18 protein-coding genes are annotated in these 22,931 nt (G+C 67.4%); 13 read left to right on the plus strand and 5 right to left on the minus strand.

Annotated elements, in window-relative coordinates:
- Positions 1-262 precede the first annotated feature (262 nt).
- From EJO71_RS31910 to EJO71_RS31915, 3 genes are all read right to left on the minus strand, one after another.
- Positions 263-2,128, minus strand: a complete 1,866-nt coding sequence (locus EJO71_RS31910) for a phosphoenolpyruvate carboxykinase (GTP) (RefSeq protein WP_125952701.1) — start codon at positions 2,126-2,128, stop codon at positions 263-265.
- 153 nt (positions 2,129-2,281) lie between these two features.
- Positions 2,282-2,434, minus strand: coding sequence for a hypothetical protein (locus tag EJO71_RS34545; RefSeq protein ID WP_164546959.1), 153 nt, complete (start codon positions 2,432-2,434; stop codon positions 2,282-2,284).
- Between the two features lie 119 nt (positions 2,435-2,553).
- Positions 2,554-3,753 carry a threonine ammonia-lyase gene (locus tag EJO71_RS31915; protein WP_171022585.1) on the minus strand — a complete coding sequence of 400 codons (1,200 nt, stop codon included), beginning with the start codon at positions 3,751-3,753 and terminating at the stop codon, positions 2,554-2,556.
- A gap of 116 nt (positions 3,754-3,869) precedes the next feature.
- Here EJO71_RS31915 and EJO71_RS31920 point away from each other — a divergent pair, with 116 nt between their 5' ends.
- The 5 genes from EJO71_RS31920 to EJO71_RS31940 all read left to right on the plus strand — a co-directional run bounded on the left by EJO71_RS31920 (position 3,870) and on the right by EJO71_RS31940 (position 11,283).
- Positions 3,870-6,194 carry an ATP-binding protein gene (locus EJO71_RS31920; RefSeq protein ID WP_125952700.1) on the plus strand — a complete coding sequence of 775 codons (2,325 nt, stop codon included), beginning with the start codon at positions 3,870-3,872 and terminating at the stop codon, positions 6,192-6,194.
- Positions 6,195-6,328: 134 nt separating this feature from the next.
- Positions 6,329-7,948, plus strand: a complete 1,620-nt coding sequence (locus EJO71_RS31925) for a S41 family peptidase (RefSeq protein WP_125952699.1) — start codon at positions 6,329-6,331, stop codon at positions 7,946-7,948.
- Positions 7,949-8,131: 183 nt separating this feature from the next.
- Positions 8,132-9,328: a nucleoside hydrolase gene (locus tag EJO71_RS31930; RefSeq protein WP_125952698.1), complete on the plus strand. Its 1,197-nt coding sequence runs from the start codon at positions 8,132-8,134 to the stop codon at positions 9,326-9,328.
- Between the two features lie 129 nt (positions 9,329-9,457).
- Positions 9,458-10,294: an amidohydrolase family protein gene (locus tag EJO71_RS31935; RefSeq protein WP_240651588.1), complete on the plus strand. Its 837-nt coding sequence runs from the start codon at positions 9,458-9,460 to the stop codon at positions 10,292-10,294.
- Positions 10,291-11,283, plus strand: a complete 993-nt coding sequence (locus EJO71_RS31940; protein WP_125952696.1) for a tripartite tricarboxylate transporter substrate binding protein — start codon at positions 10,291-10,293, stop codon at positions 11,281-11,283. Before EJO71_RS31935 ends, EJO71_RS31940 begins: the two co-directional genes overlap by 4 nt.
- A 10-nt stretch (positions 11,284-11,293) precedes the next feature.
- Here the strand turns inward: EJO71_RS31940 and EJO71_RS31945 are convergent, their stop codons facing one another.
- Together EJO71_RS31945 and recQ are read right to left on the minus strand one after the other, a co-directional pair.
- The gene (locus EJO71_RS31945) at positions 11,294-12,175 is read right to left on the minus strand and encodes a LysR family transcriptional regulator (protein ID WP_125952695.1); all 882 of its coding nucleotides are present in this window, start codon (positions 12,173-12,175) and stop codon (positions 11,294-11,296) included.
- 23 nt (positions 12,176-12,198) lie between these two features.
- Entirely contained in the window at positions 12,199-14,091 is a 1,893-nt protein-coding gene (gene recQ / locus EJO71_RS31950) for a DNA helicase RecQ (RefSeq protein ID WP_125952694.1), read from the minus strand.
- Between the two features lie 295 nt (positions 14,092-14,386).
- Here recQ and EJO71_RS31955 point away from each other — a divergent pair, with 295 nt between their 5' ends.
- From EJO71_RS31955 to EJO71_RS31990, 8 genes are all read left to right on the plus strand, one after another.
- The gene (locus EJO71_RS31955; RefSeq protein WP_125952693.1) at positions 14,387-15,358 is read left to right on the plus strand and encodes an ABC transporter substrate-binding protein; all 972 of its coding nucleotides are present in this window, start codon (positions 14,387-14,389) and stop codon (positions 15,356-15,358) included.
- Positions 15,339-16,241: an ABC transporter permease gene (locus EJO71_RS31960; RefSeq protein WP_125952692.1), complete on the plus strand. Its 903-nt coding sequence runs from the start codon at positions 15,339-15,341 to the stop codon at positions 16,239-16,241. The genes EJO71_RS31955 and EJO71_RS31960 overlap by 20 nt, the downstream gene beginning before the upstream one ends.
- A complete protein-coding gene (locus EJO71_RS31965) occupies positions 16,226-17,026 on the plus strand; it encodes an ABC transporter ATP-binding protein (RefSeq protein ID WP_093206734.1) in 801 nt (266 codons plus the stop codon). The genes EJO71_RS31960 and EJO71_RS31965 overlap by 16 nt, the downstream gene beginning before the upstream one ends.
- Before the next feature lie 10 nt (positions 17,027-17,036).
- Positions 17,037-17,774, plus strand: a complete 738-nt coding sequence (hutC, locus tag EJO71_RS31970; RefSeq protein ID WP_125952691.1) for a histidine utilization repressor — start codon at positions 17,037-17,039, stop codon at positions 17,772-17,774.
- Positions 17,775-17,833: 59 nt separating this feature from the next.
- Positions 17,834-19,393, plus strand: a complete 1,560-nt coding sequence (hutH, locus tag EJO71_RS31975) for a histidine ammonia-lyase (protein WP_125952690.1) — start codon at positions 17,834-17,836, stop codon at positions 19,391-19,393.
- A 28-nt stretch (positions 19,394-19,421) separates the two neighbouring features.
- Positions 19,422-21,143 (plus strand): urocanate hydratase, encoded by a 1,722-nt coding sequence (hutU, locus tag EJO71_RS31980; protein WP_125952689.1) that lies wholly within the window; start codon positions 19,422-19,424, stop codon positions 21,141-21,143.
- The gene (locus tag EJO71_RS31985) at positions 21,143-21,988 is read left to right on the plus strand and encodes a phytanoyl-CoA dioxygenase family protein (RefSeq protein ID WP_125952688.1); all 846 of its coding nucleotides are present in this window, start codon (positions 21,143-21,145) and stop codon (positions 21,986-21,988) included. Before hutU ends, EJO71_RS31985 begins: the two co-directional genes overlap by 1 nt.
- 156 nt (positions 21,989-22,144) lie before the next feature.
- Positions 22,145-22,879, plus strand: a complete 735-nt coding sequence (locus EJO71_RS31990; RefSeq protein WP_125952687.1) for an IclR family transcriptional regulator — start codon at positions 22,145-22,147, stop codon at positions 22,877-22,879.
- The last annotated feature ends 52 nt before the right edge of the window (positions 22,880-22,931 follow it).

Genomic DNA, 22,931 nt, shown 5'->3' on the forward strand with positions numbered 1-22,931 from the left:
GAATATCGGCTGGGGGTTTTTGCTTTGCGCCACCGAAAACACACAACTTCGGAACCAGGGCAGAGCAATCAGCAACCACTACAGGTTATGCAGGAATGAACCATTCTTCTCCGCAGCGCATGACTCAATCAGCTCCGAAAAAATATCGTTCGGAGCAACTAGATAAGAGACGGTGGCCGCTTCAATCTCTGAATACCGCATTCCACAGAAACAAAAAAGCCCGATGAATCCATCGGGCTTTTTTATTTGAGGAAATCCAGAATCAAGCCGCCAAGCGCTGCTCAATCGCGGCCTTCGTCTCTGGCAATTCCTTCGGCAGATGGTGCTCGAGCTGCTTGAACAGCTCGGCATGCAGCTTCAACTCAGCTTCCCAAGCCGCCTTGTCGATGCTGGTCACCGTAGCGAATTGCTCGGCGCTGAAATTCAGGCCTGTCCAGTTCAGGTCCTCATAACGCGGACTCACGCCGGTGATGTGGTCGATACCTTCCGTCTTGTTGCCCTCGACACGGTCGATCATCCACTTCAGAACGCGCATGTTCTCGCCATAACCTGGCCAGACGAACTTGCCATCGACACCCTTGCGGAACCAGTTGGTCGTATAGATCTTCGGCAGCTTGGCGCCCGCGGCTTCCAGCTTCTTGCCCAGATTAAGCCAGTGCTGGAAGTAGTCGCTCATGTTGTAGCCCATGAAAGGCAGCATCGCGAACGGATCGCGCCGCACCACACCTTGCTGGCCAGCAGCAGCGGCAGTCGTTTCCGAACCCATGGTCGCCGCCATGTACACGCCTTCGACCCAGTTGCGGGCTTCAGTCACCAGCGGCACGGTAGTCGAGCGGCGGCCGCCGAAAATGAACGCGTCGATCGCCACACCCTTCGGATCGTCCCACGCGTCGTCGAGCGCTGGGTTGTTCGTGGCGGCTACGGTAAAGCGCGAGTTCGGGTGCGCAGCCTTGGCGCCGGTTTCCTTGGCGATCTGCGGCGTCCAGTCCTTGCCTTGCCAGTCGGTCAGGTGCTCGGGCAGGGTCTTGGTGTCCTGCTCCATGCCTTCCCACCAGACATCGCCGTCATCGGTCAGCGCCACGTTCGTGAAGATCACGTCGTGATGCAGGCTGTCCATACAGTTCGGATTCGTCAGCATGTTAGTGCCGGGCGCCACGCCGAAGTAACCCGCTTCGGGGTTGATGGCGTACAGGCGGCCGTCCTTGCCGGGCTTGATCCAGGCGATGTCGTCGCCGATGGTCGTGACCTTCCAGCCTTCGAAGCCTGCGGGCGGCACGAGCATCGAGAAGTTGGTCTTGCCGCAGGCGCTGGGGAATGCCGCCGCCACGTGGTACTTCTTGCCCTCGGGACTCGTCACGCCCAGGATCAGCATGTGCTCGGCCAGCCAGCCCTCGTCTCGGCCCATGTTGGACGCGATGCGCAGCGCGAAGCACTTCTTGCCCAGCAGCGCGTTGCCGCCGTAGCCCGAGCCGTAGCTCCAGATCTCGCGCGTCTCGGGGTAGTGAACGATGTACTTGGTCTTGTTGCAGGGCCAGGCCACGTCCTTCTGGCCAGCCTCGAGCGGCGCACCCACGGTATGCACGCAGGGCACGAACTCGCCGTCGGTGCCCAGAACTTCGTAAACGGCCTTGCCCATGCGGGTCATGATGCGCATGTTGACCGCCACATAAGGCGAGTCGGAGAGCTCGATGCCGATGTGAGCGATCGGCGAACCCAGCGGGCCCATGCTGAACGGCACGACATACATCGTGCGGCCCTTCATGCAGCCGTCGAACAGCGGCTGCAGCGTCGCACGCATCTCTGCCGGGGCCATCCAGTTGTTGGTGGGGCCGGCGTTCTCCTTCTCCGTGGAGCAGATGAAAGTGCGGTCTTCGACGCGCGCAACGTCGCTCGGATCGGACACCGCGAGGAAAGAATTGGGGCGCTTGGCTGGATTGAGCTTCCTGAAGGTGCCGGCGTCGACCAGTTGCTGGCAGAAGCGGTCGTACTCTTCCTTGCTTCCATCGCACCAGTGGATGGCTTCGGGTTTGCACAGTGCGGCCATGTCGGCCACCCAGGCAATCAGTTTCGCGTTCTTGACGTATGAGGGCGCCTGAATGGTGAGGCCCTTCATCGTGGGTGCGTTCATCGGAAAATCTCCTAAGTTGAAAAATCGTCTTTCCGAACGGGACGCCGTGCCAGCTCAGGCACGGAGGTCCGTTTGAGAAAACGTTTCGCTTTGGGAGACTGCGTCAGCGCGGGCCGCACCGCCCGCGGACAAAGGCGCTAACGTCTGTCAGCGTCAGGCCATGAAGACCGCGATCGATGCCAGCAGCAGCATCAGAACGCCGCCGGCCAGGGGCAGCACCAGCGGCATCAGGTGAACGACCGACTCGACCGCGTCGTGTTCGACTGCGGCGCCGTGGCTCGGCTCGACGGGAGTGGGATTGGACATCGGGAAGTACCTCGAATACGCAATTGACAAACTGATGGCATTTTACCGGCGGGGCATCTCCACTCGGTCTAGGGGGATGCGAGCCCCCGAATCAGGCTCGCCGGGCTTGATCTTGCGGCTCAATGCTGCTCTTCTGCCTCGAAGCCGGCATCCTTCAGCGCGGCCAGCACGCTGGCCAGGTGGGCCCGCCCGCGCGTCTGCAGGACCAGCTCGACGTCGACGTTCTGCGCTGCCAGCATGGTGAAGGCGCGCTGGTGATGAACCTCATCGACGTTAGCGCCTGCTTCGGCCACAGTGGCCGTGATCCGGGCCAATGAGCCCGGCACATCGCGCGCGCTGACACGCACCCGGGCCAGCCGACCAGCCCGCACCATGCCCCGTTCGATGATTGCCGCGAGCAGCAGCGGATCGATGTTGCCGCCCGACAGAACCAGCCCCACGCGCTTGCCCCTGAAGCGCTCGGGATGCCGGATCAGCGCCGCCAGCCCGGCCGCGCCCGCGCCCTCGACCAGGGTCTTTTCGATTTCGAGCAGCATCAGCACGCCCTGCTCGATGTCGCCTTCGTCCACCAGCAGCAGGTCATCGACCTTGCTCTCGATGATTTCCTGCGTCAGCACGCCCGGCGTACCAACCGCGATGCCCTCTGCGATGGTGCTGTTGCCCTGCGCGTGATGCGTGCCCTTGACGGCGTTGACCATGGCTGGAAAGCGCGTCGTCTGCACCCCGACGATCTCGATGTCCGGCCTGCGTTCGCGCGCGGCGACCGCCATGCCGGCGATCAGCCCGCCGCCGCCCACCGACACCACCAGCGCGTCGAGATCGGGCACCGCGTCGAGCATTTCCAGCGCCACCGTGCCCTGGCCCGCGATGATCGCCTCGTCGTCGTAGGGATGCACGAAGGTCAGCCCCTCGCGCTGCGCAAGCTCGAAGGCATGGGTTCGTGCAGCTTCGAGCGTGTCGCCGTGCAGCACCACCTCGGCGCCGAAGCCGCGCGTGCGTTCGATCTTCACGCCGGGCGTGAAGCGCGGCATCACGATCAGTGCGCGCAAACCGAGCCGCTGTGCGTGATAGGCCACACCCTGCGCATGGTTGCCGGCAGACATGGCGATCACTCCGCGTGTACCGTTCTCGGAAAGATCGACCAGCTTGTTGCATGCCCCCCGTTCCTTGAACGAGGATGTGAACTGCAGGTTCTCGAATTTCAGGAACACCTGCGCACCGACGATTTCCGACAGGGTGCGTGACTCCACGCATGGTGTGTTGAGCACCTGACCTTGCAGGCGCGCCGCGGCGCGCTCGATTTCCTGGATTCCGACCATGGCGGGCATTGTGGCTGGAATCGCACCCATCAGGGTTTTTCCCGTTTACTGGTCTTCCCGAAGCCAAAAGTCTGCGTTATGGTCTGTCCGAAATTGTCCTCGTTGGAGGTTGCCTGATGGCCAAGCGTGCGGGTGTCGATGTCGTGGCTGCTGCGGTACGCGGGCAGGCATTGCCGTCGCCCGGCCTCAAGGAGGCACCGGTGCTCGAGCTCATGTGCTCGCACTTCGTGCTCACGCTCGCCGCCAAGCAGGGGCCGCGCTTCAATGTGCGGCGCGATATCAACGGGCTGCTCTCGCTCACGGGGCGGCACCTGGTGTGGCCAGCGGCCGTGCTGCAGCGGCTGCGCGAATTCCTCGGACGCCGCTGCGCCGGCAACGAAGCGTGGAAGGGCGTGGAAGACTTCGACGGCCGCACGCTGCTGGAGCGCCACGGCGTGTGGCGTGGCCCGTACGAGGAAGGCACGCTCTTCTTCTATCTCGACGAATACGCGAAGGACCAGCCCAAGGATCTGCTCTCGGTGCTGGCCGTCACGCGCGACTGGCTCACCCACGCGCTGCGCAAGCAGTCCACGCTCGTCGAGAAGAACATCGACGCGCTCGCGGGCCTGTTGCAGCTCAACAAGGCCGAGCGCGCGCTGCTGCTCTACGGCACGCTCGCGCGCTACCAGCGCGACCTGCGCTCGCTGCTGGTCGAGTTCAAGGTCAACAACGCGCCCGAGGCCTACGCCGCCATCGCCGACATCGCGGGCGTGAACGCGAGCGACGTGGGCGAGGCGCTGCGCGCGGGCTCGCGGCTCGAACGCATCGGGCTCGTCGAGAACCTCATCTCCGAGCACAACATCACCGACCTCGCCGATCTGATGAAGGTCAGCGAGAAGCTGCCGCCGGTGCTCATGCGCGAGTACCGCGACCACAACGAGCTGATGGCCGTGTTCACGCGCCCTTCGGCCAAGAGCGCGCTCACGCCGCACGATTTTTCCTTCGTGCAGGAAGACGCCCAGATGCTCGTCACGCTGCTGCGCGCGGCGGTCGCGCGCAAGGAACCGGGCGTCAACGTGCTGCTCTACGGCCCGCCCGGCACCGGCAAGACCGAGCTCGCCAAGGTCGTCGCGCAGGCGGCCGGGCTCGAGCTCTTCGAGGTCGAGTACGCCGACCGCGACGGCAATTCGCTGAGCGGCCGCGACCGCTACCGCTCGCTGCAGATCGCGCAGGTGTTCCTCAAGGGCAGCGCGCAGGCCGCGCTGCTGTTCGACGAGGTCGAGGACGTCTTCCCGCCCATCAGCACCGAGGCCGCGCAGTTCATGGCGCGCGCCGAGCAGATTCCGGCGCCCACCAGCGGCAGCGTCAGCGGCAAGGCCTGGGTCAACCAGATCCTCGAGGCCAATCCCGTGCCCACCCTGTGGGTCACCAACCGCATCGAGCAGATCGACCCGGCTTTCCGCCGCCGCTTCGCCTATCACCTCGAGCTGAAGTCGCCGCCGCCCGGCGCGCGCGAGCAGCTCGTGAAGAAGACGCTCGAAGGCGTGGTCGTGTCCGAGGCATTCACCGCCAAGCTGGCCGAGCGCAAGGGCCTCACGCCCGCGCAGATCCGCACGGCGGTGCGCTTCGCAGGGCTCGCGCAAACCGACGACGCCTCGATGGAAGCGCTCATCGAGCGCCAGCTGCGCAATGCCGACATCGCTCTCGGCACGCTCGATACCGGCCGCGGCGAACGTCGCAGCGTGACCACCTACGACCTCGACATGCTCAACGTCGAGACCCGCTTCGAAATCCCGCGCATCGTCGAGGCGCTGAAGGCGCGCGGGCACGGCACGCTGTGCTTCTACGGCGCGCCCGGCACCGGCAAGACCGCGCTGGCAGAGCACATCGCCAGGGCCGTGGGCCGTCCGCTCATCGTGAAGCAGGCCAGTGACCTCATGAGCAAGTACGTCGGCGAGACCGAGCAGAACATGGCCGCCATGTTCCGAGAGGCCGAGAACGAGAAGGCCGTGCTGCTGCTCGACGAGGCCGACAGCTTCCTGCAGGACCGCCGCGGTGCGCAGCGCACCTACGAAGTCACCGAGGTCAACGAGATGCTGCAGGGCATGGAGCGCTTCAACGGCGTCTTCGTCTGCACCACCAACCTGCTCGACCGGCTCGACCAGGCTGCGCTTCGGCGCTTCACCTTCAAGATCAAGTTCATGCCGCTGACCGCCGCGCAGCGCGAGCGCATGTTCATCGTCGAGGCGCTTTCGGGCGACGCCGGGCTCATGACGGGCGCCATGCGCGCGCGGCTCGCGCAGCTGACACAACTGTGCCCAGGGGATTTCGCGGCGGTGAAACGGCAGACCGATATCCTCGCGGCGGAGTTCTCCGCGACCGAGTTTCTCGACCAGCTCGAAGCCGAGCACCGCATCAAGCCCGAAGTGCGCGAATCGCGCGGCATGGGCTTCGTGCAGTAGCGGCAGGCTCGCGCGGCTGGCTGGGGCCGCGAAGAACAACCGGGTACGGAAACCCGGGAACCGCACCGCGAGCGACGAACACCGTCGGGCGGCGCGAAACATCCGTCCGTCGTCACGGACACGAGGAGGAGCACATGGGTTCTCGCGAGGTCGACAACGTGCGGCGGTTGCCGCGTCCTGGTGCATGGGTTGCTGCCGCCGGCGCGGCGCTCGCCACGGCTTTATTGCTGGCGGGCTGCGGGGGCGGTGGAGGAGGGGGCGGCGGCGGTGGCCTGCCGATCGGGCTGATTCCCGGCACCACCACGCCGCCCGCCAGCAGCGGAGGAGGCGACGGTATCGTCGCCTCGGCCACCGTCGCCGGTATGTGCGCGTCGCCGCGCAGCGGCATCAATCCCGAAACCGGCAGGGCCTACCCTGACACCAGTGGCACGCTCGACAACGAGAAGAGCTGGGTGCGCGGCTGGATCGACGAAACCTATCTCTGGTACGGCGAGGTGCCCACCACCCTCAAGGCCGCCGACTACGCCACCCCGGTCGCCTGGTTCAACGTGCTCAAGACGCCGTTGACCACGTCTTCCGGACGCGCCAAGGACCGCTTCCACTTCACCTACAACACCGAGGTGTACCGCCAGCTCTCGCAAGGCGGCGTGTCGGCAGGCTACGGCATGGAGACGGCTGCGGTGCGCAGCTCGCCGCCGCGCGACATCCGCATCGCCCTCGTCGAGCCGAGCTCGCCCGCAAACACCGCCGGCCTGAAGCGCGGCGCGAAGATCCTCACCATCGACGGCGTCGACGTCGTCAACAGCACAGGCACCGCCAACGTCAACGCGATCAACGGGGCCCTGTCGCCCAAGGCCGTCGGCGAATCGCACACCTTCACGTTCGAGGTGGGCGGCGTCGCGCAGTCTCCCGTGCAGCTGACGGCCGCGAACGTCACCAGCACGCCGGTGCAGAACGTGCAGGTCATCGACACCGGCAGCGGCCGCGTGGGCTACCTGCTGTTCAACGACCACATCACGACCTCCGAGGCGCAGCTCATCGACGCGGTGAACACATTCAAGCAAGGGGCCGGCATCCAGGATCTCGTGCTCGACATGCGCTACAACGGCGGCGGCCAGTTGCTCATCGCGAGCCGGCTCGCCTACATGATCTCCTCGCCGGGCGTGACCTCGGGCAAGACCTTCGAGCAACTGGCCTTCAACGACAAGAACCCGTTCCACCTCACGGTCGCGCAGACCCTGACGCCTTTCGTCGGCACCAGCCGAACCGGCCAGGCGCTGCCCACGCTCGGCCTGTCTCGCGTCACGGTGCTCACCGGCCCCGACACCTGCTCGGCGAGCGAATCGGTCATCAACAGCCTGCGCGGCGTGGGCGTCACCGTCAACCTCGTGGGCGGCACCACCTGCGGCAAGCCCTACGGCTTCTATCCGCAGGACAACTGCGGCACGACCTACTTCGCGATCCAGTTCAAGGGCGTGAACCAGCAGGGCTATGGCGACTACAGCGACGGTTTCGCACCCACCGCCGGCTGCACCGTGGCCGACGACTTCAACCATCAGCTGGGCGACAAGGCCGAGGCGCGGCTCGCTGCGGCGCTTGCGCTGCGCAGCACGAGCTCCTGTTCGGTCGGTTCAACGAAGGCCGCCGTGCAGGGCCTTGACAAGGCCACCGAGCCGGCTGCCGAACAACCCTACCTGCCCGGCCGCTCGCCGCTGCGCGAGAACCGCCTGATCGACCTGCCCGATCCGGCCTGAGCCTCTCCCGAGCCCCTTCCGGGGGCTTGCGGAAAACCCCTAGGCATTGGCGCTTGCCACCCTCGTTGTTCGCGCCGTAGAGTAGGAAAACGTTTGCGCAAAGCTTTGCGCAAACGTTTGTATTTCAGTAGGCGGCAGTGCCCGAAGACTGAAAACCAAATTCCTAGTACCAGGAGAGAGAAGATGCGCAAATGGATCGGGGCGATGTTCATCGCCGTCATCACGGTGTTGGCTGGCTGCGGCGGTGGTGGCGACGGAGGCGGTGGCATCGGCCTCGGCGCGGGTTGGGGCGGCGCTGGTGGCGGATCGGGCAGCGGCTCCGGCGCGCAGAAGATCATCATCGACAGCGACTACAACACCATGAGCGACGACGGCCAGCTCGGCGTCATGGCCGCGCAGCTGCAGGCATCGGGCAAGGTGCAGGTCATGGGCATCAGCGTGGTCTCGGGCAACCAGTGGCTGAAGCAGGGCGTGGCCGACGCGCTGATGTCGGTGGAGCGGCTCGGCGTGGGCGGCAACATCGGCATCTACGTGGGGGCGAACTACGCGCTCAACCACACCTTCGCCGACGTGCAGGCCGAAATGGCCGCGGGCGCCGGCGGCGACGGCTACCTCGGCGCCTGGGGCGGCCCCGAGCCCAAGACCGACGCCGACCTCAAGCCCTCGCCCGACGGCTTCGCCAAGCACACGGTGGTGCAGAGCAAGAGCGCGGTCGACTTCATCGTCGACACCGTGAAAGCCAACCCGGGCGAGATCACCATCCTGGCCATCGGCCCGCTCACCAACATCGCGCTCGCGGCGAAGAAGAACCCAGAGATCGTGCCGCTCATCAAGAAGATCATCTACATGGGCGGCGCCATCGACGTGCCCGGCAACACCACCAAGGCCGCGGAGTTCAACTGGTGGTTCGACCCCGATGCCGCGCAGTTCGTGGTGCGCCTGCCGATCCCGCAGGTGGTGGTGCCGCTGGACGTGACCGACACCGTGTTCCTCACCAAGTCCATCTACGACCGCATCGCGCACCCGGCAAAGCCCACGGCCGTGACCGACGTGTTCCAGAAGCTCAACGGCTACGGCTTCGACGGCAAGAACGGTTTCGAGAACAACCCGAACTACACCCAGAACATCTGGGACACCCTCACGCTGGCCTACCTGATCGACCCGAGCTACGCCACGCAGACCGTCGAGCGCTATGTCGACGTGATCGCCAAGCCGGGCGCGGCCGACAACGGCCGCTCCATCGGCTACTCGTCGCAGCCCGCGGGCGCGGCGCTGCAGAAGATGACGGTGGTGAAGAAGTTCGACAACGCGCGCTTCTTCGAGCTGTACGTCGACCTGCTGACGCGACCGGTGCCGATCACTCTGCCGGCGACGAACTGAGCGATCGGCCATAAGCCGCGCTTATCCAAACGCAACCGGGAGACGCGTTCCCAACAGGCGCTGCCCTTCGGATACTCGCCCACGTCCGCATCCCTGCGGACGCACAACGAATCCGACAGAGACAACGCCGTGCCTTCCGCCACCATCACAGCCATCGACAGCCACGCCCACGTGTTCGTGCGTGGCCTGCCCCTAGCGGCGGCGCGCCGGCATGCGCCCGACTACGAAGCCACGCTGGCCGAATACCTCGCGCTGCTCGACGCGCATGGTGTCTCGCACGGTGTGCTGGTGCAGCCCAGCTTCCTTGGCACCGACAACAGTTTCCTGATCGACGCGCTGCGCGCCAGCCCCGTCCGCCTGCGCGGTGTCGCGGTGGTCGATCCGCAGGTGGACGACGCCACGCTGCAGATGATGGCTGAAGCCGGCGTCGTCGGCATCCGCCTCAACATCGTGGGCATGCCGCTGCCCGATTTCTCGTGGCCCGAGTGGCAAAGGCTCTTCGCCCGCGTGCATGCGCTGGGCTGGCACGTGGAGCTGCATCGCGAATCGCGCGACCTGGCGCTGGCCGCGCAGCCCGTGCTTGATGCCGGGTGTTCGCTGGTCGTCGACCACTTCGGCCGGCCCGCGTCGGCGCCCGCTGACGACGAAGGATTCGCATGGCTGCTCGGCGCCGCCGCCTGCGGGCGCGTCTGGGTCAAGCTCTCTGCCGCCTACCGCAACTGGCCAGTGGCCACCGCGGCCACGGCCGCGCGTGATGCCGCGAAGGCACTGCTGAAGGCCTTCGGCCCAGAACGCCTCGTGTGGGGCAGCGATTGGCCGCACACGCAACACCGAGAGATCGCCAACTACACCACCGCCCATGCGGCGCTGGCCGACTGGGTGCCCGACGCTGCCGCGCGCCGCCGCATCCTGATCGACACGCCCGCGCGGCTCTTCAAGTTCAAGACAGGAGACATCGACCAATGACCAAAGAAATCTCTCGCGCGCGGCTGCTGCGCGCCGTTCCCTTCGCGCTTGCCGGCGCGGCCCTGTTGCTGGGCGGCCTCAGTGCGCATGCCCAGGCATGGCCGTCCAAGCCCGTGCGGCTGGTCGTTAGCTATCCGCCCGGTGGCACGGTCGACGCGGTGGCGCGCATCGTCGCGCCCAAGCTCTCGGCGAAGCTGGGCCAGCCCGTGGTGATCGACAACCGCGGCGGCGCGGGCGGTGCCATCGGCGGCGACCTCGTCGCCAAGAGCGCGCCCGACGGCTACACCGTGCTGCTCGACGCCTCCAACCACGCGCAGAACCCGGCGCTGCGCAAGATGCCCTTCGACACGCTGCGCGAGCTGGCGCCGGTGTCGCTGCTGGTGAAGGTGCCCAACGTGCTGGTGGTGAACCCCTCGGCGCCGATGAAGAGCGTTGCCGACCTGATCGCGCAGGCCAAGGCGAGGCCGGGCGGCATCAACTACGCCTCGTCGGGCAACGGCTCGGCGCAGCATCTGGCGGGCGAGCTGTTCGCCTCGATGGCCGGCGTGCAGATGACGCACGTGGCCTACAAGGGCGGCGGCCCCGCGCTCACCGACGTGATGTCGGGCCACGTGCCGGTGTTCTTCGCCAGCCTGGCTTCGAGCATGCCCTTCATCAAGGACGGCAAGCTGCGCCCGCTGGCCGTGACCGGCAAGGCGCATGCACCCGCCCTGCCGCAGCTGCCCACGGTGGCCGAGGCCGGCCTGCCCGGCTACGAGGTCTACGAATGGAATGCGGTGTTCGTTCCGGCCGGCACGCCCGCGCCGGTGGCGGAGCGTCTCTCGAAGGAGTTCGCCGCCGCGCTCAAGGATCCGGAGGTGCGCAGCCGGCTCGAAGCGCTGGGCGCCGAGGTGATCGGCTCCAGCCCTGCGGAGCTCGACAGCTTCCGCCGCGCCGAGATCGCGAAGTGGACCAAGCTCGCGAAGGACAACAAGATCCAGATGGATTGAGGCTGGCGCCTCAGCCGCGCAGCATGGCGGCGAAGGTGTCCGCGAAGGTCGGCCGCGAGCGGGCCAGCCACAGCGCCGACAGCTCGAAGGCCGGCAGCCCCGCGCCGTCGCGCACCTCGGCATAGCGCACGCCCTCGTGCTGCAGCGCGCGCACCGAGCGCGGCAGCAGCGACCAGCCCAGCCCCGCGGCAACGCAGGCCAGCACCGTCAGCGTGCGGTTGGCGTCCTGCACCACGCGCGTCTCGTGGCCGGCGCGGCGCAGCGCGCCCAGCAGCTGTGCGCGCAGGGCGGGTATCTGCTGCTCCGGGAACCACACGAGTCCGTGCCGCGCGACGTCGGCGAGCGACACGCAGCCGTCCTCATGAAGCGGCCATGAGGAGGGCAGCGCGGCGATCAGCGGCTCCTCGCCCAGCCGCAGCTCGTGCACCCGGGCCGTGACCGTCACCGGCGGATGCAGCAGCGCGATGTCGATGCGCCCGCCTTCCAGCGCCGACACCTGCTCGGCATTGCTCATCTCGCGCAGCACCACGTCGAGCTGCGGATGCTCCGCGCGCAGCCGGCGCAGCGCGTTAGGCAGCACCTCGTAGACCGCGTGCGTGACGAAGCCGATCGTGAGCCGGCCCGCGCGCCCGGCGCCCATCGCGCGGGCACGTTCGGTGGCGGTGTCGCCGTAGGCCAGGCTGGCGCGCAGGTCGTCGATGACGGCCAGCCCCGCGTCGGTGAGCGTGGCACCGCGGCGCGAGCGCGTGAAGAGCCGCGTGCCGAGCTCCTGTTCGAGCCGGTTCAGCGTCTGCGTGAGCGCCGGCTGCGCCAGGCCCATCCGCTCGGCCGCCTTCGTGAGGCTACCCGCCTCGGCGATCGCGATCACGCAGCGCATCTGGCGGGTGTCCATGGCGGGGCCCCTTTCCTACGAACTCAGAAGGCTTCGCAGACCCTCAGCACTTCGGCGCCGTAGGCCTCGAGCTTCTTGGTGCCGATGCCGCTGATGCCCTGCAGGTCCTCGAGCGTCGCGGGCGCGCGCTCGGCAATGGCGGCCAGCGTGGCGTCGTGGAAGATCACGTAGGCCGGCAGGTTGTGTTCCTTCGCGACCTCGGCGCGCCAGGCTTTCAGCGCGTCGAAGCGCTTGCGGCCCATCTCGTCGAGCTTGGCCGCGGCCGGCGGCGGTGCGCCCTTGGCCGTCTTCTCGCGCCGGGGCTTGCGCTCCGCCGGCGACGACACCGACTCGCGCAGCGTCACGCTCGTCTCGCCCTTGAGCACCGCGCGCGAGCCTTCGGTGAGCTTCAGCGTGTTGAAGGCTTCCGCGTCCACCGCCAGCGCGCCGGTGGCGATCAGCTGGCGCAGCACGCCGCGCAGCGCCACTTCGCTGAACTCGGCGCCGATGCCGTAGGTGCTGATGCGCTCATGGCCGAACTGCTTGACCTTCTCGGTCGGCTTGCCGCGCAGGATGTCCATGATGTGCCCCGCGCCGAAGCTGATGCCGCTCAGTTGCTGCACACGGTAGATGGTGCTCAGCAGCTTGCGCGCGGCATCGGTGCCGTCCCACACCTGCGGCGGGTTCAGGCAGTTGTCGCAGTTGCCGCAGGGCGTGCTCTTCTCGCCGAAGTAGCCCAGCAGGCGCACGCGCCGGCAGTCACTCGCCTCGGCCAGCGACAGCAGCGCGTCGAGCTTGCCGCGCATCACCTGCTTGAACTCTTCGCCTGCGGGGCTCTCGTCGATCATGCGGCGCTGGTTGACCACGTCCTGCAGGCCGTAGGCCATCCAGGCGTCGGCGGGGCCGCCGTCGCGGCCGGCGCGGCCGGTTTCCTGGTAGTAGCCCTCGATGTTCTTCGGCATGTCGAGGTGGCCGACGAAGCGCACGTCGGGCTTGTCGATGCCCATGCCGAAGGCGATGGTCGCCACCATCACGATGCCTTCCTCGCGCAGGAAGCGGTCCTGGTGCTGCTGGCGTACTGCGGCATCCAGCCCCGCGTGGTAGGGCAGGGCGTTGATGCCCGCGTCGCGCAGCGACACCGCCACGTCTTCCACCCGCTTGCGCGACTGGCAATAGACCACGCCGGCATCGCCCTCGTGCTCGCGCTCGATGAAGCGCAGCAGCTGCGTGGTGGCGTCTTTTTTCTCGACGATGGTGTAGCGGATGTTCGGCCGGTCGAAGCTGGAGACGAACTGGCGCGCATCCTCCAGCTGCAGCCGCTCGACGATGTCGGCCCGCGTCAGGTCGTCGGCCGTGGCCGTGAGCGCTATGCGCGGCACGCCCGCGTAGCGCTCGTGCAGCACCGTCAGCGCGCGGTACTCGGGACGGAAGTCGTGGCCCCACTGGCTCACGCAATGCGCCTCGTCGATGGCGAACAGCGAGAGCTTGCCGCGCTCCTTCAGCGAATCGAGCTGCGAGAGAAAGCGCGGCGTGTTCACGCGCTCGGGCGCTGCGTACAGCAGCGTGATCTCGCCGCGCAGCATGCGGCGCTCGACGTCCTGCGTTTCTTCCCAGTCGAGCGTGGAATTGAGAAAGGCCGCGTTCACGCCGGCCTCGTGCAGCGCGCCTACCTGGTCATGCATGAGCGCGATCAGCGGCGACACCACGATCGCCACGCCGCGCCCCGCGCGCTGCCGCGCGATGGCGGGGATCTGATAGCACAGCGACTTGCCGCCGCCCGTGGGCATCAGCACCAGCGCGTCGCCGCCGCCCACCACGTGATCGACGATGTCCTGCTGGGCCCCCCGGAACTGCGCGTAGCCGAAGACCTCGTGGAGGATGTCGGAAGGGGCGCTGCTGCCGGAGACGTCGATGGGTTGGGGGGCGAGAGAGGACACAGGCAGCGGGCGGGGGAAGGTCGGAAGGGAGGGTGGAAGAGGGCGGCCGCCGATTGTCCCCCAGCGCCGCCGATATCACTGTGGCACGAGGTTTGCAATGGTTGCCGCCGTCCCGTGTCCTTTCTTGTCTAGACAGCAAACGGGTGCATTTCCCAAGGAAGTGCACCAAAAATGACCTTTCGGGTTATCCTGTATATACAAGTTGGGGCGCTTGGCAACAATGCGAGGCGTGCGTTACCCGGCCATCGGGCCCGCCGCCGAGCCTTTTCCCAAAGAACAGACCCCAGGAGTACCCATGGTCAAGACGGTAGTTGTGAAAGTCGCTTCGCTGCTTGCAGCAGGTGCGTGTGCAGCAGGCATGGCCGGAACGGCCGCAGCCCAGGATCTGACGAAGATCGCGCTCGGCATGTCCGGCTGGACCGGCTTCGCGCCGCTCTCGCTGGCCGACAAGGCCGGCATCTTCAAGAAGAACGGGCTCGACGTCGAACTCAAGATGATCCCGCAGAAGGACCGCCACCTGGCGCTGGCCTCCGGCGCCATTCAGTGCGCGGCCACCACGGTCGAGACGCATGTGGCCTGGAACGCCAACGGCGTGCCCATCGTGCAGATCTTCCAGATGGACAAGTCCTACGGCGCCGACGGCCTCGCGGTGCGCGGCGACGTCAGCAAGTTCTCCGACCTCAAGGGCAAGACCATCGGCGTCGACGCGCCCGGCACCGCGCCTTACTTCGGCCTGGCCTGGATGCTCAACAAGAACGGCATGACGCTGAAGGACGTGAAGACCACCACGCTGTCGCCGCAGGCTTCGGCCCAGGCCTTCGTGGCCGGCCAGAACGACGCCGCCATGACCTATGAGCCGTACCTCTCGACCGTGCGCGCCAACCCCGCCGCCGGCAAGATCCTGGCCACCACGCTCGACTACCCGATGGTGATGGACACCGTCGGCTGCGCGCCCACCTGGCTCAAGGCCAACGCCAAGGCCGCCGCCGCGCTCACCAAGTCGTACTTCGAGGCGCTCGACATGATCAAGGCCGAGCCTGAGAAGTCGAACGAACTCATGGGCTCGGCCGTGAAGCAGAGCGGCGAGCAGTTCGCCAAGTCGTCGGCCTTCCTGCGCTGGCAGGACAAGGCCGCCAACCAGAAGTTCTTCGCAGGCGAACTCACCAGCTTCATGAAGGAAGCCGCGCCCATCCTTCTGGAAGCCGGCGTGATCCGCAAGGCGCCTGAAGACTTCGCGGCGACCTTCGATGCAAGCTTCGTCAAGTAAGGCTGTGACCCAGATGACGCAGATGTCGTCCGCCGCGGTGCCTGCTGCGCCGCAGGCCGCTTCCCCCAGGCCCGCGGCGCCGGTCGTCGCGCCTGCGCGCCGCCGCGCGCTCGCTCCGCTCGAACCCATCGGCACGCGCGCCCGCGTGCTGCTGGGGCTCGCGTTCTTCGTCGTCTTCGTGCTCGTGTGGGCCATCGCCACGCTCGGCGGCTTCGTGCCGCCGACCTTCCTCGCGAGCCCGCCGACCATGGTCAAGGAAGGCTGGCTGCTCTTCACCGAGTACGGCTTCATCGGCGACATCGGCATGACCGTGTGGCGCGTGTTCGGCGGCTTCCTGCTGGCGGCCGTGTTCGCGGTGCCGCTGGGCATCGCCATGGGCACCTGGAAGGCCGTGGAGGCCTTCTTCGAGCCCTTCGTCTCCTTCTGCCGCTACCTGCCGGCCTCGGCCTTCATCCCGCTGCTGATCCTGTGGGCGGGCCTGGGCGAGATGCAGAAGCTGCTGGTGATCTTCATCGGCTCCTTCTTCCAGATCGTGCTGATGGTGGCCGTCACCGTGGGCGGCGCGCGGCGCGACCTCGTCGAAGCCGCCTATACGCTGGGCGCCAACAGCCGTGGCATCGTGGCGCGCGTGCTCATTCCGGGTGCCGCGCCGGGCATCGCCGAGACGCTGCGCCTCGTGCTCGGCTGGGCATGGACCTACGTGATCGTGGCGGAGCTGATCGGCTCTTCGTCGGGCATCGGCCACATGATCACCGACAGCCAGGCGCTGCTGAACACCGGCCAGATCATCTTCGGGATCATCGTGATCGGCGTCATCGGCCTGCTTTCCGACTTCGCCTTCAAGGCAATCAACCGCCGTCTGTTTGCATGGGCCGCACTGTGATGTCGCAGAACCAACTTTCCATCCAGGGCGTCTCGCGCGTCTTCACCGGCACCAAGGGCCAGCGCACGCAGGCGCTGCAGCCGATCGACTTCGAGGTGAAGGAGAACGACTTCGTCACCATCCTCGGCCCCTCTGGCTGCGGCAAGTCGACGCTGCTGCGCATCGTGGCGGGGCTCGACTTCCCGACCACCGGCCAGGTGCTGCTCGACGGCGAGCGCATCGAGGGCCCGGGAGCCGACCGCGGCGTGGTGTTCCAGAGCTACACGCTCTTTCCGTGGCTCACGGTGGCGCAGAACATCCGCTTCGGCCTGCGCGAGCGCGGCATGAGCGAGGCCGACCAGAAGGAGCGCAGCGAGTTCTTCATCGCCAAGGTCGGCCTGCGCGGCTTCGAGAACCACTTCCCTAAGCAGCTCTCGGGCGGCATGCAGCAGCGCACGGCGATTGCGCGCGCGCTGGCCAACGACCCCAAGATGCTGCTGCTCGACGAGCCCTTCGGCGCGCTCGACAATCAGACCCGCGTGCTGATGCAGGAGCTGCTGCTCGGCATCTGGGAATCGGCGCAGAAGACGGTGCTGTTCGTCACGCACGACATCGACGAGGCCATCTTCATGGCCAACCGCGTGGCGGTGTTCAGCGCGCGCCCCGGTCGCATCAAGACCGAGATCGCGGTCGACTTTCCGCACCCGCGTAGCTACACCATCAAGACCTCGCCGGAGTTCATGGAAATCAAGGCACGCCTGACGGAAGAAATCCGCGCCGAATCGATGGCCGCGGCGGAGCACTGACGAAGACACGATGAAACGCGACCTGCCGACCCTCGCGCTCTACGCGCAAGTCATGGATCACATCTCCCGCAAGATCCAGGACGGGACGTGGCCGCCCGGCCACCGCCTGCCGTCGGAGCACGAGCTGGTCGCGCAGTTCGGCATGGCGCGCATGACGGTGAACCGCGCGCTGCGCGAGCTGGTGGAGCAGGGGCGCATCGTGCGCGTGGCGGGCGTCGGCAGCTTCGTGGCGGAGAACAAGCCGCAATCCACGCTGCTGCAGATCGCCAACATCGCCAGCGAGATCCGCCAGCGCGGGCACGACTACCGCTGCGAGATGATCGAAGTCGAGCGCATCGCCGCCTCACCCGACGTGGCCGCATGGCTCGACAAGCAGGCCGGCGACTCGGTGTTCCACAGCGTGTGCCTGCACCTGGAGAACGGCACGCCGGTGCAGCTGGAAGAGCGCTACGTCAATCCGCAGGTGGTGCCCGACTACCTCGAGCAAGACTTCGGCGCGACGCCGCCCAGCGAGTACCTGGTGCGCAACGTGCCTTTCGACCAGATCGAGCACGTGGTCGACGCCGTGCTGCCCAACGCCGAACAGGCCGAGCGACTCGCGATGACGGCCACCGACCCCTGCCTGCTGCTCACGCGCCGCACCTGGTCGCGCAACGTCCCCGTGACCTGGGTGCGCTGCCTGCATCCCGCTTCCAGATACAGCCTGGGAAGCCGCTTCAAGGCCGACGGCAACCCGAGCTTCGGCTGATTTTTTCGCCCTCAGAGACCTCCGATTTCACTCGCAACTACTTGTATAGACAGGTTCACATGCCAAGCAAAAACACCGCCAATCCAGATGCCACCCTGACCCTCGTCCCCGGCAAGGTCGACCTCGCGATGCTGCGTCGCATCCAGGCCGGCGGCGTGCGGCTCGCGCTCGACGCTTCGGTGCGCGAGGGCATGCAGCGTGCCGAAGCCGCCGTGCGCCACATCGTGGAGAACGACCAGGTCGTCTACGGCATCAACACCGGCTTCGGCAAGCTCGCCAGCACGCGCATCGGCAACGACCACCTCGCCGAGCTGCAGCGCAACCTGGTGCTCTCGCACAGCGTGGGCACGGGCGAGCCGCTGGCCGCGCCCGTCGTGCGCATGATCCTCGCGACCAAGGCGGTGAGCCTGGCGCGCGGGCACTCGGGCGTGCGGCCCGCGCTGGCCGACGCGCTGCTGGCGCTGTTCAACGCAGGTGTCACGCCGAGCATCCCGTGCAAGGGCTCGGTCGGCGCATCGGGCGACCTCGCGCCGCTCGCGCACATGGCCTGCGTGCTGATCGGCGAAGGCCAGGCGACGCTGGCCGACGGCAAGGTCGTCGGCGGTGCCGAGGCGATGCGCAGCATCGGCCTCGAGCCCTTCGTGCTCGGCCCCAAGGAAGGCCTGGCGCTGCTCAACGGCACGCAGGTGTCGACCGCGCTGGCGCTGGCAGGCCTCTTCGGCGCTGAAAACGTGTTCGCCTCGGCCCTGATGTCGGGCGCGCTCTCGCTCGAAGCCATCCAGGGCTCGATCAAGCCCTTCGACGCACGCATCCACGCCGCGCGCGGCCAGCCGGGCCAGATCGCTGTGGCGGGCGCCGTGCGCACGCTGCTCGAGGGCAGCGAGATCGTTCCCTCGCACGCCGACTGCGGCCGCGTGCAGGACCCGTACTCGGTGCGCTGCATCCCGCAGGTGATGGGCGCCTGCCTCGACAACCTCGCGCACGCCGCACGCGTGCTGGTGATCGAAGCCAACGCCGCATCGGACAACCCGCTGGTCTTCACGGACACGGGCGAGGTCATCTCGGGCGGCAACTTCCACGCCGAGCCCGTCGCCTTCGCGGCCGACATCGTGGCGCTGGCCGTGAGCGAAGTGGGTGCGATCTCCGAGCGCCGCCTCGCGCTGCTGCTCGACAGCGGCCTGTCGGGCCTGCCGCCCTTCCTCGTGCGCGACGGCGGCCTCAACTCCGGCTTCATGATCGCGCAGGTCACGGCCGCGGCACTCGCCTCGGAGAACAAGTCGCTCGCGCACCCGGCCAGCGTCGACAGCCTGCCGACCTCGGCCAACCAGGAAGACCATGTGTCGATGGCCACCTTCGCGGGTCGCCGCCTGGCCGACATGGTCAACAACACGGCAGTGGTGGTCGGCATCGAAGCGATGGCCGCCGCGCAAGGCATCGAGCTCAAGCGCAAGCTGAAAAGCTCGCCGCTGGTCGAAGCCGAATTCGCCGGCATCCGCGAGAAGGTCGCCTTCCTCGAAACCGACCGCTACCTCGCTCCCGACATCGAAGCCATGCGCCTGTGGGCGCTGAAGGCCGAACTGCCGGCCGCGCTGCTCGACATCCTGCCCAGTCACTCGTAAAACACATCCCGATTAGGAGAACCACGCCATGAACGCTCCGGACAAATTCGCCCTGAACACCGCCACCGACCCGCGCCATGACCCGACGCGCGTGATCCGCGCCCCGCGCGGCAGCGAGCTCAACTGCAAGAGCTGGCTCACCGAGGCCCCCTTCCGCATGCTGCAGAACAACCTCGACGCCGAGGTGGCCGAGCGCCCGCAGGACCTGGTGGTGTACGGCGGCATCGGCCGCGCCGCGCGCGACTGGGCCTGCTACGACCAGATCCTCGCCTCGCTGAAGGAACTGAACGACGACGAGACGCTGCTGATTCAATCGGGCAAGCCGGTGGGCGTGTTCAAGACGCACGAGAACGCACCGCGTGTGTTGCTCGCCAACTCGAACCTCGTGCCTAAGTGGGCCAACTGGGAGCACTTCAACGAGCTCGACCGCAAGGGCCTCTTCATGTACGGCCAAATGACTGCTGGCAGCTGGATCTACATCGGCAGCCAGGGCATCGTGCAGGGCACCTTCGAGACCTTCGTGGAAGCCGGCCGCCAGCACTACAACAACAGCCTCGCGGGCAAGTGGATCCTCACGGCCGGCCTGGGCGGCATGGGCGGCGCGCAGCCGCTGGCGGCCACGCTGGCGGGCGCGGTGTCGCTGAACATCGAGTGCCAGCAGTCGAGCATCGACTTCCGCCTGCGCACCCGCTACGTCGACAAGCAGGCGCGCGACATCGACCACGCCTTCGAGCTCATCAAGCAGCACTGCGACGCGAAGGAAGCCGTGTCGATCGCGCTGCTGGGCAACGCGGCCGAGATCCTGCCGGAGCTGGTGAAGCGCGCGAAGGCAGGCGGCCTCAAGCCCGACCTCGTGACCGACCAGACCTCCGCGCACGACCTCATCAACGGCTACCTGCCCGCCGGCTGGAGCGTGCCGCAATGGCAGGCCGCCATGAAGGACGCCTCGCAGCACGACGCGCTGAAGAAGGCCGCCGCCAAGTCGTGCGCCGTGCACGTGCAGGCCATGCTCGACTTCCAGGCCATGGGCATTCCCACGGTCGACTACGGCAACAACATCCGCCAGGTGGCCTTCGACGAGGGCGTGAAGAACGCCTTCGACTTCCCGGGCTTCGTGCCGGCCTACATCCGTCCGCTGTTCTGCGAGGGCAAGGGCCCGTTCCGCTGGGTGGCGCTCTCGGGCGATCCGGAAGACATCTACAAGACCGACGCCAAGATCAAGGAGCTGTTCCCCGAGAACAAGCACACGCACCGCTGGCTCGACATGGCGCGCGAGCGCATCGCCTTCCAGGGCCTGCCCGCGCGCATCTGCTGGCTGGGCCTGGGCGAGCGCCATATCGCGGGCCTGGCCTTCAACGAGATGGTGAAGAACGGCGAGCTGAAGGCGCCTATCGTCATCGGCCGCGACCACCTCGACACCGGCTCGGTGGCCAGCCCCAACCGCGAGACCGAGGCCATGAAGGACGGCACCGACGCCGTCTCCGACTGGCCGCTGCTCAACGCGCTGCTCAACACCGCCGGCGGCGCCACCTGGGTCAGCCTGCACCACGGCGGCGGCGTCGGCATGGGCTATTCGCAGCATTCGGGCGTGGTGATCGTGTGCGACGGCACCGACGCCGCCGCCAAGCGCATCGAGCGCGTGCTCTTCAACGATCCGGCCACCGGCGTGATGCGCCATGCCGACGCGGGCTACGACATCGCCGTTGCCACCGCGAAGAAGCAGGGCCTGAAGCTGCCGATGGTGAAGTGATGGCAGGCCTGCCCGATGCCCTGGAACTGCAGCGCCGAGTGCAGGCGCGCGTGGACGATGCGCTGGTCGCGCAGTTCCAGCGCGACGGCGCGGTCTGCATCCGCCAGCTGCTCACGGCCGACGAGCTCGCGCTGCTGCGCGACGGCATCGAGGCCAACCTCGCCGCGCCCAGCCCGCGCGCCAAGATCGCGAGCCGGCCCGACGACCCGGGCCGCTTCTTCGAGGACTTCTGCAACTGGCAGGAGATCGACGCCTTCCGCCGCTTCATCTTCGAGGCGCCGCTCGCGCAGCTGGCGCAGCGGCTCATGGGCTCGAACACCGTGCGGCTGTACCACGACCACCTTCTCGTGAAGGAGCCCGGCACGCGCCAGCGCACGCCGTGGCACCAGGACCAGCCCTACTACAACATCGAGGGCGAGCAGAACGTCAGCATGTGGATTCCGGTCGATCCGGTGTCGCGCGCCGCCACGCTCGAGTTCGTGGCCGGCTCCCACAAGGGGCCGTGGCTGATGCCGCGCACCTTCATGGACAACCACGCCAAGTGGTTCCCCGAAGGCAGCCTGGAAGACCTGCCCGACATCGAGGGCGCGCGCGAGCGCTTTCCCATCGTGGGCTGGAACATCGAGCCCGGCGATTTCGTCTGCTTCCACATGCTCACGCTGCACGCGGCGGCCGGCGTGGAGGGGCCGAACCGGCGTCGGGTGTTCTCGGTGCGCTTCCTGGGCGACGACATCCGCCACGCGCCGCGCAGCTGGAAGACATCGCCCGACTTTCCCGGGCTGGCCGACACGCTGCCGGCTGGCGCGCCCATGGACGACGCGCGCTTTCCGCTGCTGGTTGGCTGAGGAAACAGGCAGGAAGTGGGCTCGGGGTTAAGCCGAAGGTAGAAAGAAAAAACGCACCCATTCCCACCAGTTGGGAATCAAGGCTTGGAAGTGGGAACGGCGAGCAAGATACTGCACGCCGCCTCATCCACTTTCGACCTCCAGCGACTGCCTCCGATGACGTCCCCGATCGATGCTCCCGCCCACAACGACCGCGCGCTGTTCGTGCTGTCGGTGCTGGCGCAAAGCAAGGCGGCGATGACGGCGGCCGAGCTGGTGCGGGCCACCGGCCTGTCGCAGAGCACGCTGTACCGGCAGATCGCCACGCTGCGGCGTTGGGGCTTCGTGATGGAGTCCGACGGGCGCTACTCGCCGGGCCCGGTGAGCGTGCAGCTGGCCACCGGCTTCGACGGCAACTCCGACCTCGTGATGGCGGCGCGCGCCGACATGCGCACGCTGGCCCAGCAGACCCACGAGAGCGTGGCGCTGGTCACGGCCGTGAACGAGCGCGTCGTGTGCCTGGAGATGATCGACAGCGAGCAGTCGCTGCGCTGCTCCTTCGACCGCGGCCGCAGCGTGCCCGCGCGCGACGGCGCCAGCGCCAAGTGCCTGCTGGCCCACATGCCGCTGGATCAGCGCGACGCCTTGCTCGACGGGCTCGGCGAAAGCCCCGAGCGCCGTGCCGAGCGCGCCGCCGAGCTCGACGCCATCCGCGAAGCCGGCCATGCCGTGACCCACGGCGAGGTCGATGCCGGCGTGTGGGGCGCGAGCGCGCCTGTGCTGGCCACGGGCCGGCGCCTGCGCGGCGCGATCACGCTGATGGCGCCGCTCACGCGCGTCGAGGGCATGGAAGCTGCATTGCTCCACATGACCGTCGTCACGGCGGCCCGCATCTCGCGGGCGCTGCAGTAGCAGCCGCTGCCGCTTCTTTTCTTCTTTCTTCATTCACACCACGAAAGTCCCC

The sequence above is a fragment of the Variovorax sp. 679 genome (genome assembly GCF_003952185.1).
GTDB lineage: Bacteria > Pseudomonadota > Gammaproteobacteria > Burkholderiales > Burkholderiaceae_C > Variovorax.